This window comes from candidate division KSB1 bacterium (genome assembly GCA_034506395.1).
In the GTDB taxonomy this organism is placed as follows: domain Bacteria; phylum Zhuqueibacterota; class Zhuqueibacteria; order Thermofontimicrobiales; family Thermofontimicrobiaceae; genus Thermofontimicrobium.
The window spans coordinates 25713-39204 of sequence record JAPDPQ010000029.1; the positions used below are offsets into that span (position 1 = coordinate 25713).

The window sequence follows — 13492 nt, forward strand, 5'->3', positions numbered from 1 at the left end:
ACTGCAATGCTATAATGATTATTCACTTTAGTCTTATTGATTATATTTACACTTAATGTTGACAGTTTTTATTCCGATCATTCCAGTCAAGCCTGGTGAGAAATATCTAATAAATAAGACAGGATTAACTGAATTTTCAGGATAAATTGTTAAGAACTTTTTGAATCATTTCTATCCTGTGCATCCAGTCGAAAATAGAACCAAATCATGGAGGGAATCAATTTGGAACTGGACAAGAACAAATTAGCCGAACACAACGGCCAGGAAGGTAAAGCTGCTTATGTCGCTTTTGAAGGAAAAATCTATGATGTGACGAATAGCAAAATGTGGAAAAAAGGCTTGCACATGAATCGACATCATGCAGGCCAGGATTTGACCGATGCCATTAAGGCTGCTCCCCATGGACCTGAAGTGCTAAATCGGTTTCAGCAAGTGGGCACGTTGCAGCTTGAAAAAGGGCAGGAGGCGCGTCCGCCATTGCCTAACTGGCTCAATAATTTCTTTGAGAAGTATCCGTTCTTTAAACGACATCCCCATCCGATGGTTGTCCACTTTCCCATGGCGTTTTTCATGATTACTTCGATTTTCTTATTCTGGTATTATGTGATCAGCCCCGCAGCTTGCTTATTAGATGCAATTTTGTATATGCATATTTTGGGGACGCTTTCGTTACCCTTTGCGCTGATTACAGGTTGGTTTGCTTGGCAAGTTAATTATCTTGGCAAGCCCATTAGCAACGTCACCCGAAAGATCATTTTTTCGATCGTAGTGCTCATTTTTGATATTATTGTCTTTATTTCGATTGCGGGCAATTTGCAATTGTTGGCTCATCCCCAAGGGATTCAATTGGCCATACCGATCATGATCTTTTTATATTTGCCGATGGTGGCCTTTATTGGCCAGCAAGGGGGCGATTTGGTATACTAATTTTAACCAAACTGATTGCCTATTTCAAATGGAGATCGGTAAATCAGGCGCTATCGTGGGGACACGGTGAGCGAAGAGGGACGATTTCAACGAGAGCATTATTAGAAGAGAATCAGTCACTCGATGTAATTAGATAAGATATATAAAAAATGCAGCGGCACAATCGCTGCATTTTCAGTTTTACTTGCATAATCATAAGCAGAGATCGAAACTAAAAAATACATACGGTAGAAAAAATCAATGAGGCGGGCCTCCGATTAGTGAAATCTTGCCCAAAACCGAATTATCGTAGCAAGCCTCGAAATTAGATGATTTCAATTACGCCAGGGTGTTGTTCTATCACTTCACCGATGACAGCGATGGTTGACACATTGTTTTGTTCCAATTTTTCCAGCAAGCGATCGAGTTTCTCCTGTGCGACCGAAATCAATAGCCCCCCAGATGTCTGGGCATCGAACAGGAGCGTGGAGCGTGCCCAGTCGAGCGAATCTGGGATGATCACCTTCTGGTTCAAAAAGTAGCGATTGTTGCTGGTCCCGCCTGGCACAAACCCGTCATTAACCAATTGAATTGCCTCTTCGAAGATAGGGACTGCTTGATACCAAATTTTAAACCCAACCCCGCTGGCAACCGCCATCTCATATCCATGTCCCATCAAGCCAAAACCTGTGATGTCGGTACAAGCATGGACGCCAACCGCTTGCATGGCCTCTGAAGCAGCTCGATTTAACGTGGCCATTGCCTCAACAGCGCGCGTCAAAAGGTCTCCCAAGTTTTGACCCGCTTTCAATGCAGTTGAGATAATTCCAGTTCCCAGTGGCTTGGTCAAAACCAATCTGTCGCCTGGTCGGGCACCAGCATTCGTGACAACCTTGGCAGGATGGATAATCCCGGTGACCGCCAAACCGTATTTTAGCTCTTCATCCATAATGGTATGGCCTCCGACTATCACGGCGCCGGCTTCGCTGACCTTGTCGTATCCGCCTTTGAGAATTTTCACCAATACATCATTGCTAAAATATTTTTGGTGAAAACCCACGATATTCAGGGCGGTTAGCGGTCTTCCGCCCATGGCGTAAACATCGCTCAGCGAGTTAGCCGCTGAGATGCGACCGAAATCATAGGGATCATCCACAATGGGGGTGAAGAAATCGACCGTCTGGATTAGCGCAATCTCATCCGATAATTGATAGACCCCAGCATCATCGGCCGTATTAATTCCTACTAATAAGCGCGGATCATTCGGCTGTGGAAGCTGTTGCAATATATCGCCTAACTCCGTTAAGCTCAATTTTGATGCTCAGCCAGCACATTTTACTGTCTCGGTCAATCGTTTGTTTTGGCGTTCCGACATTTACTATTTGTTCTCCACAAATTTGAATGAATGTGATGAACCAGCAGCTCTAGTTAACTAGCAGAAGCAAAGCAACAATTTACATAAGCTATCCAATATTGTCAAGCCATTTTTTAATCATAATATCTTGGGATGCTCACATTCAAACTCATTTGGGAAAGAATGAAATCATGCAACCAGAAAATTGACGGTGAATTATTAAATATCGTTTCGATTAAACAGGAGAATTGGATGAAGGCCACACGAAAAATTTGAAACTCTATTGCTGGCCTCAAACCAATTTATAAGAGTTTTTCTCAACTTTTAAGACCGGAGAGCTCGATCCGCTTTAGAAATGATCAATTGAAATAGATTATACGGCCTCCACTCGATCCACCGAAGCGGGGATTCACGATATTGTTGTAGATTGAACCAAAAGTATAACTAAGGCCGATCGAAGCCCAATAATCATAGGAGGTTTCTAATTGACGGCGTCGAAGCAATACTTCTTCAAGGGTCGCTCCTTGCCGGGGTAATGAGATCTGATCGCGCAAGAATGAAATTGAAGCATACATATTGAACGAAAGCCCTTTGAAAATCCGGATGTTCAAAGAATTGAACAAATAGAGATGATATTTTTTTAAATCATGCAGATATTCGGAGCTGTTCAAAGAAGTATAAATTGATCCCCATGGCTGTTTGATGTCGTATGAGAGGCTCAAACTGTGCGAAAACAATGATTCTTTTGTTTTCAGATAAATGGTCTCTTCGATATAATTGACGTGGCTGGCCTTCAGCTTATAGATCAAAGTGAGAAAACGTCGAGTTGATTCCGAGTAAGGAAAAATGCTATATTCAATACCTGGTGAGGCGGTGATGCCTAGCTGAGTGTTATTATAAGTGGACGAAAAAGCAGACCCACTAAAGCCCAATGACCAATGACTCCCCAGGCCTTTTACTACATCACCACTTAGGTTGTAATTGCGCCTGATATCGGTATAAGTATAATCTTCCCCGTAGTCATATTTGGTCTCTTGATAGCTGCCATATAACTCAAGCGCGATTTTCCAATCCTCTGTCGTTCGGTTTGCCTCAAAAGAGCCGCTCATGTAATTGTACTTGTAGGATTTTTCTCCGCTAAAGGAGCCACGCACGCTGGTGCGAAAGGTCCAATAATTCCATGGGTCCTTGACTTTTTGAACGGCTGCTGTCGATTCTTGGGGAGCGTTGTAGGTAATTTGTAGCCTCTCACGTTCTGTCGTGTGAGCTACATATTGAACCAATCCTAACTTAATTGTGTTCACAAGACCCTTCCGAATATCGTCTTCGGTATCGGTCTTTTTCGAAATGTATTTCAGCGTATTATTTTGACCTTCGAATTTTTTCAATCCAATAAAGGCAAGGGTAAATTCATTTCCTCCGCCACCTGTTTGCTGGGTCGTGAGGAGAATGTGGACATCGGCATCAGCGCGATCGCGGACGTAATTCACGAAAGTTATCTCGGTGCGAACATAGTCAAAATCCAGAAAATAATCTGGCGTGTCAATGAAAACCTTCACTGCTTCCTGTGGCGAGCTTTCAGACTGGTTTGGTTGATCTTGAGCGATGGAATTTTGATGGCGCAATAGAGAAAAAATGAAAATGAATAGCGCGGCAGAAAAAGAACGGAAAATGTGACTTGAGATCATAACTATGCCCTTTCTTTAAGTTAGTGGTATGGGTTATTCGGGGTGAATGGTGAAAAAATCAGGTTGATCTGTCGCCTCGACCTATTAATTTTGGAATAGCTGTCCTTGGTCACTACTAAAAGTTTTGGCTTATTTATAAGGACCGATCTACCAGCTAAAAAGTTTTACTATTTATTCGGAAATTACGGATGATTTTTGAAATGGGTTTCAAACTAAAATTTATTTTATCAGCTTTCTACAAGCTTGACGATTGATAAAAGTTTGGATTGAAATGCGAGCAGGATCGATCGGATAAAATGCTCAAATTCAAGCGTATTTTTTAATCGATTCCCTCTTAATCAACAATAAGCCCATTGGAAGAAAAAGGGTGTTCATTTAAAAGAAATGCCGCGGACGCAAAATTAGGATCGTCAAATTCTGGTATTCATCGTTTTGAGCTAGATGAAATCATGATAACCATTTGCAACTCTGACGCTATGTTTGTCTAATACAATGGCAATCATTTCAATAATTCGTCGATCCTTTTGAATCGATAGCCCCGTTGGAGCAATTCATCGATCAGTTGATCTAATTTGTGATAAAACTTATCAGTTCTTCGCGGGTCGCTCCCAATATGAAGCAACAAAATAAAACCATTCAATCCATGAGGTTCTCTCCGTTCAAAATCTAAAATACTCGCCATGATAGTATCGCTGGATTGATAAAGATTACCCAGTTCCGGATAGGTCCAGTCTGTATGGGATTTTGTGCCAGGAGAGAAATTGATAAGCGTGAGTCCAATTTGTTGAGTCCAATCAGCAACAGTGCGATTATACCACTCAAATGGCGGCAAGAAATATCTCGCTTGGAATTTGTATATGCCAAATTGCTCCATAATTGCGTAATTGTTTTTTAAATCATCGAAGAATTGTTCACGGCTAACCAGTAAGCTATCCCGATTGTTCCAATCGCAGTATAGCAGATGATTGTCGGAATGAGCACCCAGATAATGCCCATCGGACTTAAGATCAAGAATGTCATTTTTAAAATTTGGGTTGCGATAAAAATTGCCTGTCAGAAAAAATGAGGCCTTGATGTGATATTTTGCTAAAACGGATCGAATATGCGCCGCCCCATCGGCGAATTCATCACCTGTGAAAACCAGAGCCAACTCCTTTTTGTTTGGATCACCGCGAATGATGGCTCCCTGGTGATAAATAAATTCATTGTCGCGCATCAAAACTACGGAATCAGGTAAAATTTTGGACTGTGAGATCTGATGTTTCAGAAAAGGGGCATAAAACGTTTCGGCCCCGAACGATTCGCTGATCGATGAGATCCCAATCGATAAATCCAATTGATGTTCGTGGTAGGTTTGCTCAGTAATGATTTTCGATTTTAACAACTGGAGTTGGAAAGGATGATCGAGAAGCATAGAGAGCTGTCCTCGAACGACATTGAATTGCGAGAATTCTTGAGATGTCATATTTGACATCAGGAAATGGATTAAAGTGGTGAGTAAAATCAGGCTCATGAGCAATTGTCTCTCAATCGAAAGTTACTTTGTTAAAAAAATAGGACAGTGCGATTCAAAAAGCAAATGACGATGTCGGGCCTGAAGGTTTTGAGGCTCATCAGCAAGGAGTCATGTTAGGGCAATCATTCCAAGTATCTCTGGACCAAACCCCTTTTAGATAGCCGACCTGAATGCCACTGGATGACCGATCATGCAGTTCTGATGAAAAAGATGAAGCAGTCAGGTATCTTGAAAACGCAACGAGAATTTGAGAACCAACCGCTCAGCAAATGCGACGAAAATATAGCAGGCAAACGCCAGCGAGAGCGAAAGAATATAGCTCCATTTGAATGCAAAGAAATAATGGAATATGATCCAAACGCTAGCCCCTGCGATCAACGCAGCCACGGCGCTTCGCTCACTGCCGAAGCGAGTAAACAAGCCAAAGACCAAAACCACGAATATCCCAGCGCTGCCGAACGAAGAGGCATCTTTGACCAACCGATAAATTCCTTCAGCATGGAGGGCGAGGAGATAGGCGAGCACCCCCATAATGATCACTAACGAGCGGACGATGGTTAGCCGATGCTTGTCCAGAGTCTGCGGTCGAAGGGAAAAGACTAAGTTGTGGGAGAATAATGCTGAAGCTGCTAATAAGGCGCTATCGACAGTTGACAGGATCGCGGAAACCAGAGCTCCTGCGAACACGATATAAAGGAATCGGGACAAATGCTGTTGCGCCATGAGGGGCAGAATATGTTCTGGGTCCTCGAGATTGGGCAAAATCGTGAAGCCGATCAAGCCGATGAATAGTGGGATGAGACCGACGCAAAAATACAGCCAACTGGCCATGAGCGATGACCCACGGGCAATATTAGGAGTTCGGGAAGCGATCACCCGGGAAATGACTTCCTGCGCTACCACCGAACCACAGATGGGAATGGCCCAGGCTTCAGCGATGGTAAAAATTGATGATGGGCCGGACTCAATGTCTATTGGGATGAACGAGAGTTTCTGAGGCGCCACTGAAGTGATCGCAGCACCAATTCCTCCATGCTCTCCAATGACCGAAAAACTGACGATCATCAAGCCAGCGATAAGCACTATGCCTTGGATAATATCGGTAATGGCATCAGCTAACAATCCGCCGAGCGCGGTGTAGCAGATTACCACAATCGCAGCGATGGTGATTGCAACTGTTAACTCCATCTGAGAGGAAGCGGAAAGCACCTGACCAAATGCCCGAATTTGGGCTGCTGCCCAGAGCAAAGATGTAGGCACCATCAGCAAGGCGGTAATGCGCTCTGCAGCAAGCGAAAAACGTCTTCTGAAAAAATCTGCAATGGTGGTCAATTTCATGTTCCATAACGGAACCGCAAACACCAACCCCATCAGCAACAAGCAAATGGAATAGCCGAACGGGTCTGCGGTGACGCCAGCCAATCCATCAGCATAAGCTGCCCCAGCGGTCCCAACACAAGATTCTGCCCCAAACCAGGTGGCAAAAATCGAAAAAGTGGCTAGCATAAAACCGAGTTTTCGGCCAGCCAATAGAAAATCGGTCTCCGATCGTACTTTCTTGGAGACCACAACACCCAAAAATAACTGGAGTAAAATATAACCCAGTATGCCCAGCAGAATGTTGTTCACTTTTGCGTGCTCACCTCATAAATATTGCAGGTTTCTGTGAGTTTATTCATCGGAATTATTATGGCTTCGTTCCAATTGCAGGTGACTAATGTCCACCTAGATTGGAATGCCCTTTCAGGTTGATCCCCTTATCATTTTTGGATGAAAGGGAATAAGGATAAGCAGAATTTGATAAAAATGGGTAAATGATTTTGGTTAAAAAGGCGATTTGCTATTTATCAGATCGAGCTGCCATAAATTGTAGCCTGCACATTCAGGTCGATCATCTGATTTTGCAATGGATACAACTCCATCTGAAATTTATTTTGATGGAACTGATAAGAAATTTTTTGCAGCTAAAATTCATGCTGGTTGCTAATGGTATTTTTGTAGAGGCTGCTGATATTTATACCATAAGCGATTGAAGACAAGTTCCCAGCGAGTAAATAGACTTGGGCATTTTTTCGATCAATATATTAAAATCTTTGTTAAAAGTCAATATGATATTTCATATTGGTAGAGAGCCATGTCCATGCATGGATGTGTAGTCTGCTATACCTTGCTATCGTACTGGGCTCCGACATATGGATTATCGATAAATAATTTTTTGCTTGCTTTTTAACAGGTTAAATTTTATATTGATTTAAAACAATACCTATCATTGGATGAAAGGAGTGAAATTGAACTCGAGCAATATGATCTTCAAGCTGGAGCTGGGGAAGCATACAGCGCCAGCTACAGAAGGGGGGCAGAATGAGGATCACTATGGTTTCTATTTCCCACAACAGCCGGAAGTGCTATTGCTCCGGGGTCAGATGTTTTTAGTGGCGGACGGCAATGGGAAAGCTGGATTGGGAGCTTTCGCCAGTAAGCTCGTTGTTCAGACCATCATCCAGGAATATTTTGAAGAGCCCTGGATTGGAACGGTCGAGGAGATGCTGACCAAATCGTTACTGAAAGCCAATCGGGTATTGATTGACGCCAACAGAGAAAATCAGACAGGTGATCGTTTGACCTGTTCGGTTACTTGCGGTGTAGTTCATCAGGAGCATTTGTATTTGGCTCATATTGGCACCTGTCAGGCCTATTTCACCAGCAATCAGTTATTCGAGATCCTCACCCAAAGTCACTCATTTAACGTGTATAAACCAGTTCAAGAGGTCTCTGCTTTAGGAGAGCAAAAGGGGAGCGTACTCGTTCGAGCATTAGGCATCGATGAAAATCCGCAAATTGATCTGATCAAACGGCGGCTTCAAATCAATGACCAAGTGCTGATTTGCAGTGACGGAGTGGTCAAAGCGATCGAGGAGCGCGAGGTGCAGGGAATTATGTCCTCCAACCCAATTCAATCTGCTACAGAACTATTGGTGGATCGAGCGCGTCGTGGCACCCCCCCTGATGACGCCACAGCGCTAATTGTAAAAATAAAAAGCATTCGCCGAGTCGATGCGGATGACGGTACTGGATCGCGAAGCTATGAAACGACAGAGCCCGCAGAACGCCAGATCGTCATTAAGGGCGTTCGTTACCGATCTACTTGGCAGGAGGAGCAATTGCCTCCAATTACAGAAGAAATTGCAGATGATTTTTCACAGGATCGAGATATGAGACGACCAGTCATGAAACGGAAGACCTCAAGGTTGACAGCAAAACCAGATTTTTCCTGGCGACAAATATTCAATATCCTCACCATTGTCGCCTTTGTTGTATTCGCAGTGTATTTGGCGATTAGATATCTGCCAAATTTGCTCCAACGAGATGAAGGTGAAACCACGACAACGATTACCCAAGAGGACGTCACGTTAAAACCCATAAAAGAACCGCCGAAAAGCAAGGAGAGTGAGATCAGCACCATTACAAGTCCTGATGCTGGTGAACAATTTGATGTTTCAGAGGGCGATGTGGAAAAAGCAACCACGCAAGCCGTTGGGAGCATCCGAGTTGTTCTGATTGACGGGACTTTCAAACCTAATATCAATTGGCGAACATTGCTTGACGGGATGAAGCTGATTTCGAGCCAGGATCGGATCAGTCAAGTGAAATCAACGATCCGTTTGACAAAATCTAAAATTCTGTGGCTGAGAAATGGTGACCCTGATCGAGAACAGCTCGCCAAGCAGCGTGCAACACAATATCAACAAATTTGCATTCAATCTCTTGGTATCACTCCTGAAGTGTCTCCCCTGGACTTGACTTTGGTGCTCGGTGCGAATTTCAAATCTCCCAAATTGCTCGGAGGAACGGCGACGGAGACTGCCAGCGCCGGGCTCGATTTTTATCTCGAAATATTGAACGGCACTCCTACTCCCGGTCTGGCACGCAGAGTAAGCGATTTGCTAGATAATCGGATAATAGCTGGAAAACGTCTGGTTGTGGTGGATTATCGTAATGCCGATAAAAAGAATTATCCATCGTCTTTTATTAAATGTGCTGTCGAGCAAAATGGCTTAGCGGAAGAGTTGAAGTCATTGCTCCGTCAACCGATCACAATTAACAATAGTGGCTTGTACGACATTAAATTGGTTTTTGGTGCTGATGTCCAATAAACATAATTTCGGATCGGCTTTGAGATCACGCTAAGACATTCAGCGCTTTTTTAAAATTTCAAAATCAAAAAGACATGAGAAACAAAGTCATCTGATTGAAAGATCCTTGAAGGAGATGCTGAATTGATCAAAATAAACTGGCTCGGATCGCTGATTGTGATGTGCTGCATTGTTGGCTGCGATACTCCAAATACTTCCCCGCTCAAACTTGGCATCGATGTATTGATGGAGAGCAAACTGGATCTCATCAAAGGTAAACGCGTCGGAGTCATTACCAATCAGACCGGGGTCAATTCACAGGGACAGCATGTGATCGACCTGTTATTTAATGCGCCGGATGTTCAATTGGCCGCTATTTTTGCCCCAGAACATGGCATTCGTGGCGATGTCGAAGGTGGTTATCAGATCGATGATCAGAAAGATCCAAAAACTGGCGTTCCAATTTTGAGTCTCTACGGGGCTACCAAGAAACCGACTCCAGAGATGCTTCGAAACATCGATATGCTGATATTTGACATCCAGGACGTAGGTGCGCGATTTTATACCTTTATTTCCACTATGTCGTTGTGCATGGAAGCAGCGGCCGAGCAAAACATTGAATTCATGGTATTAGATCGGCCTAATCCCATCACTGGAATCATCGTTGAAGGACCAGTTTTGGATTTAGCCTATCAATCATTTGTCGGCATTCACCCCATTGCCCTGCGCCATGGAATGACCATTGGAGAACTGGCGCTGCTGTTCAATGGCGAGGGATGGCTGGCCAACGGGGTTAGGGCGAAGCTTTCCGTGGTCCCGATGGAAAATTGGAAACGAGACCGATGGTATGGGGAGCTGAATTTACGCTGGATAAAACCGTCGCCTAACATGCCGTCGCCTACGACTGCATTGCTGTATCCTGGTATGGGATTATTGGAGAGCTGTAATATTTCTGAGGGTCGTGGGACAACTAGGCCATTCGAACAGATCGGTGCACCGTGGCTTGATCACATAACGGTTGCCAGGCAACTCTCAGCCGCTCAGATTCGAGGTATTGCCATAGACACCGTCTCGTTTATTCCAGTCGATATGCCAGGCATGGCGATGAATCCCAAATATGAAGGCCAGCAGTGCAAAGGCTTGTCCTTCACTGTGACATCTCCACATCAATTTGAGGCTGTGACGATGGCAGTCCATTTAATTTCTATTGTAAAAAAGTTGCATCCCGATCGATTCCAGTGGAATTCCACTCGCGCTCCACTGCTCATGTTTGGAGATGCATCTGTCGTCGCTGCCATTGATCAGGGAAAAGATCCAGATGAGATTGTTCAATTGTGGCAGGGGAAGCTGAATGAGTTCCGAGATCTCCGTGCCAAATATCTGCTCTACGAATAGCCTTCGATGGTCCACGATGGCGAGATGCTATGAGCGCTTTCGGGCTGTTTTTCCATTATGTCTGATTCTAAACGCTGAAAACCGCCAGCTTCAAAGTTTGATAGAATCAATCGAACTGTCAGACAAAACCGTCATCGATCTTGGCACAGGTACAGGAAATGCGCTTCAATTTTGCGAGCATGCCCTATTATCAATTGGTATCGATGCGAATCGGACCATGCTCGATTTTGCGCGACGAAAAAGGTCAAAGTCAGATTTCATTCAGGCAGATGTGCGATTCCTGCCGTTGAAAGATGGTTCAGTGGACCTGGTCGTGGCTGTGGGAATTAGCGAATATCTGAGCGATTTGAATCCTTTGTTCAAAGAAATGGTTCGAATCTTATCGAAGTCGGGATATTGCATTTTCACTTTTTCCCCCACTGGAATCATGACGAATTTGCGCGCGCTATTCGGTCACAAGATCTATCCCCGAAATCTTGATGAAATCGAAAAGCTAGCATTATTTTGGCAACTTAAAAGCATAAAGCGGGGGAACACATGGATGCAAAGACAGATTTTATTTCAAAAGATTGCCCCAGCATGATCGATTGATTGAATGCAACAAGTTGGGAAGGGCCGATTTCAAGCGATCGATTCTACCCTTCAGGGTGATGAAAACAAATTTTCGAGAATGACGCAGAATCGTCTCGCAGAATAGATGATTTATTGGTGATATCTAACTAAACGCATCCTTAGGACTTGGAATTCAGTGATTCTCAAATTCAAATAGAGACAAGCTACCCTGCTACAACAACTGATTCAATTGCTTTGAGACGGTGCTGCGATGCGATAAAAAGTCGCATCGTCATCCATTCTAGAAGATTCCAATGAAGTGCGGGGACCAATATGACATTGAAGTCCACATCGGCACGATCAACTGCTCCGCTGCTATTTTCCGATTCTTTACGAAAGCACCAACAGCTAACCGAGCGGCGGCCTAAATCCAGCTTAGAGCGTCTCATCTATAACTCCGAAAACATCTCAAAACTGTTAACCACGCGGAAAGAACTCATGAACTTAAGGTTCGATGAGCTTTCGCTGTTGCACGATATTCGCGATATGGTGGAAGCCGATCCCCATCGGTTTGAAAACATTCAGAACCCTGCCGAATTTCGACGGGAGATCCGCGCGAAAATCTTACCGCACTATATTACTCCCGAATTCATCCGACTTACCCAGGAGAAACTCTTAAATGAACTCTTGCGCACTTCGCGTGCTGGAGCGGACCAAGATGCATTGATGACCGCCTTAGTTTTTTTGCAGTCGCATACGGACCTCGATTTGCCGTTGGAGGACAATCCATTATGGGAAATTGTTTTTAATCTTTCGATCAAAGACGGCCTTAAATTTATTGACGTCCTCACCGTTCTGATGGAAGGACTTGATGATCTGAAAATCTCCAACCCAGATCTGCTCACGAGGCCGCCGATCATATTACAGAAGACGCGCCAGATTTGTCAATGGCCGATTTTTTGGAAGCTATTGATCAATCATCAAGAGATTTCTCCCTATGAAGGGATAATATCCGCGATCCTGAGAGGGGATGTGGTAATCGAGATTTATTTTGATGAGGTAGTCCATCTGCCGTATTTTCTGTATCAATTATTCAAACCCAATTTAAATAGCGTGGATTTCTTGTCCGAGGCGATATCGGACACTGACAAAGAGCGTCAAGCGGGCGAACTGTTTCAGGCCATTTTGAAGAGTATCGAGAAAGACCTTCCTTACATTTTGCCCAGCCTGATTAAGCGAATTCGACAGATCATCAAAACGACCAAGACCGCGGAAATCAAAGAGGAGCTGGAGCGATCTATCCATGCGCTAAGATCGCCGCAAGAACAATTATCGAGTAATATCTTTTTAATTGCCCTTATCGCTGCTAAGGTGAGCATGAAGCAATATTGGGAGAATCAGCGTGACCAATTTTTTTTCATGACGATTTTAAAAGACCCGTTAGAATCCAAAAACTATTTCGACTATGGGCAGATATTACTTAAGCAGAAGCACTACGACAATGCTTATCAGCTTTTTCAATCTGCCGCTGAGATCGATCCTCATGGCTTCTGGGGATACTGGGGACTGGCAATTTGGTATGATCGGATGAAAGATTTTGCTAATGCCGAGCAAAATTATGAGAAAGGGTTGAAAATCGCTCAGCAACTGGAAGTGCGGCACCCCAATCGCTATCGTCGTGAATTGTTTTTGATCGAAGAAGACCTTAAACGGCTAAAGCAGAAAAAACTCAAACTGCACGTGTCTTTGCAGCCACAAATTGACCTGTTTTCTGGCATTGCTCCTCAGGTATCACAGACGAAAGCGTGATGCCTAAATTTGCTGCAAGTTAATGAGATTCTATCGTGAAATTAGCTGATGAAACTTTGGTAAAAATAATTCATAATGCAAAGATCATTTCCTTTGCTCCTCCATCTTAGGGGATTGGATCGAGTGAACAAGCCATTTT

At 43.9% G+C, this 13492-nt stretch carries 10 protein-coding genes; 5 read left to right on the forward strand and 5 right to left on the reverse strand.

Translation table 11 applies throughout. The features are described from left to right. Positions 1–222: 222 nt before the first annotated feature. Positions 223–927: a hypothetical protein gene (locus ONB37_15790; protein ID MDZ7401618.1), complete on the forward strand. Its 705-nt coding sequence runs from the start codon at positions 223–225 to the stop codon at positions 925–927. A gap of 304 nt (positions 928–1231) precedes the next feature. On the opposite strand, the gene selD is transcribed toward ONB37_15790, so the two are convergent. The 4 genes from selD to ONB37_15810 form a co-directional block, all read right to left on the reverse strand. Then, a complete protein-coding gene (selD, locus tag ONB37_15795) occupies positions 1232–2281 on the reverse strand; it encodes a selenide, water dikinase SelD (GenBank protein MDZ7401619.1) in 1050 nt (349 codons plus the stop codon). Between the two features lie 338 nt (positions 2282–2619). Next, positions 2620–3819 (reverse strand): hypothetical protein, encoded by a 1200-nt coding sequence (locus tag ONB37_15800; protein ID MDZ7401620.1) that lies wholly within the window; start codon positions 3817–3819, stop codon positions 2620–2622. Between the two features lie 628 nt (positions 3820–4447). After that, the gene (locus tag ONB37_15805) at positions 4448–5413 is read right to left on the reverse strand and encodes a polysaccharide deacetylase family protein (GenBank protein ID MDZ7401621.1); all 966 of its coding nucleotides are present in this window, start codon (positions 5411–5413) and stop codon (positions 4448–4450) included. Between the two features lie 270 nt (positions 5414–5683). Then, positions 5684–7093 (reverse strand): sodium:solute symporter family protein, encoded by a 1410-nt coding sequence (locus ONB37_15810; GenBank protein ID MDZ7401622.1) that lies wholly within the window; start codon positions 7091–7093, stop codon positions 5684–5686. Between the two features lie 659 nt (positions 7094–7752). Between ONB37_15810 and ONB37_15815 the strand changes: the two genes are divergently transcribed. From ONB37_15815 to ONB37_15825, 3 genes are all read left to right on the forward strand, one after another. Continuing rightward, entirely contained in the window at positions 7753–9618 is a 1866-nt protein-coding gene (locus ONB37_15815; GenBank protein ID MDZ7401623.1) for a protein phosphatase 2C domain-containing protein, read from the forward strand. Between the two features lie 123 nt (positions 9619–9741). After that, entirely contained in the window at positions 9742–10992 is a 1251-nt protein-coding gene (locus ONB37_15820) for a DUF1343 domain-containing protein (protein ID MDZ7401624.1), read from the forward strand. Positions 10993–11008: 16 nt separating this feature from the next. Then, a complete protein-coding gene (locus ONB37_15825; protein ID MDZ7401625.1) occupies positions 11009–11575 on the forward strand; it encodes a class I SAM-dependent methyltransferase in 567 nt (188 codons plus the stop codon). A 193-nt stretch (positions 11576–11768) separates the two neighbouring features. Here the strand turns inward: ONB37_15825 and ONB37_15830 are convergent, their stop codons facing one another. Next, complete coding sequence (locus ONB37_15830; GenBank protein MDZ7401626.1) at positions 11769–11993, reverse strand: hypothetical protein; 225 nt, start codon at positions 11991–11993, stop codon at positions 11769–11771. Between the two features lie 49 nt (positions 11994–12042). Between ONB37_15830 and ONB37_15835 the strand changes: the two genes are divergently transcribed. Further along, positions 12043–13353 carry a tetratricopeptide repeat protein gene (locus ONB37_15835; protein MDZ7401627.1) on the forward strand — a complete coding sequence of 437 codons (1311 nt, stop codon included), beginning with the start codon at positions 12043–12045 and terminating at the stop codon, positions 13351–13353. Positions 13354–13492 lie beyond the last annotated feature (139 nt).

Bases quoted from the DNA above. Each gene is read 5' to 3' on its own strand.
- ONB37_15805 (MDZ7401621.1), bottom strand. From the start codon at position 5,413: ATGACATCTCAAGAATTCTCGCAATTCAATGTCGTTCGAGGACAGCTC.
- ONB37_15825 (MDZ7401625.1), top strand. From the start codon at position 11,009: ATGGCGAGATGCTATGAGCGCTTTCGGGCTGTTTTTCCATTATGTCTG.
- ONB37_15830 (MDZ7401626.1), bottom strand. From the start codon at position 11,993: ATGAGACGCTCTAAGCTGGATTTAGGCCGCCGCTCGGTTAGCTGTTGG.
- ONB37_15835 (MDZ7401627.1), top strand. From the start codon at position 12,043: ATGAACTTAAGGTTCGATGAGCTTTCGCTGTTGCACGATATTCGCGAT.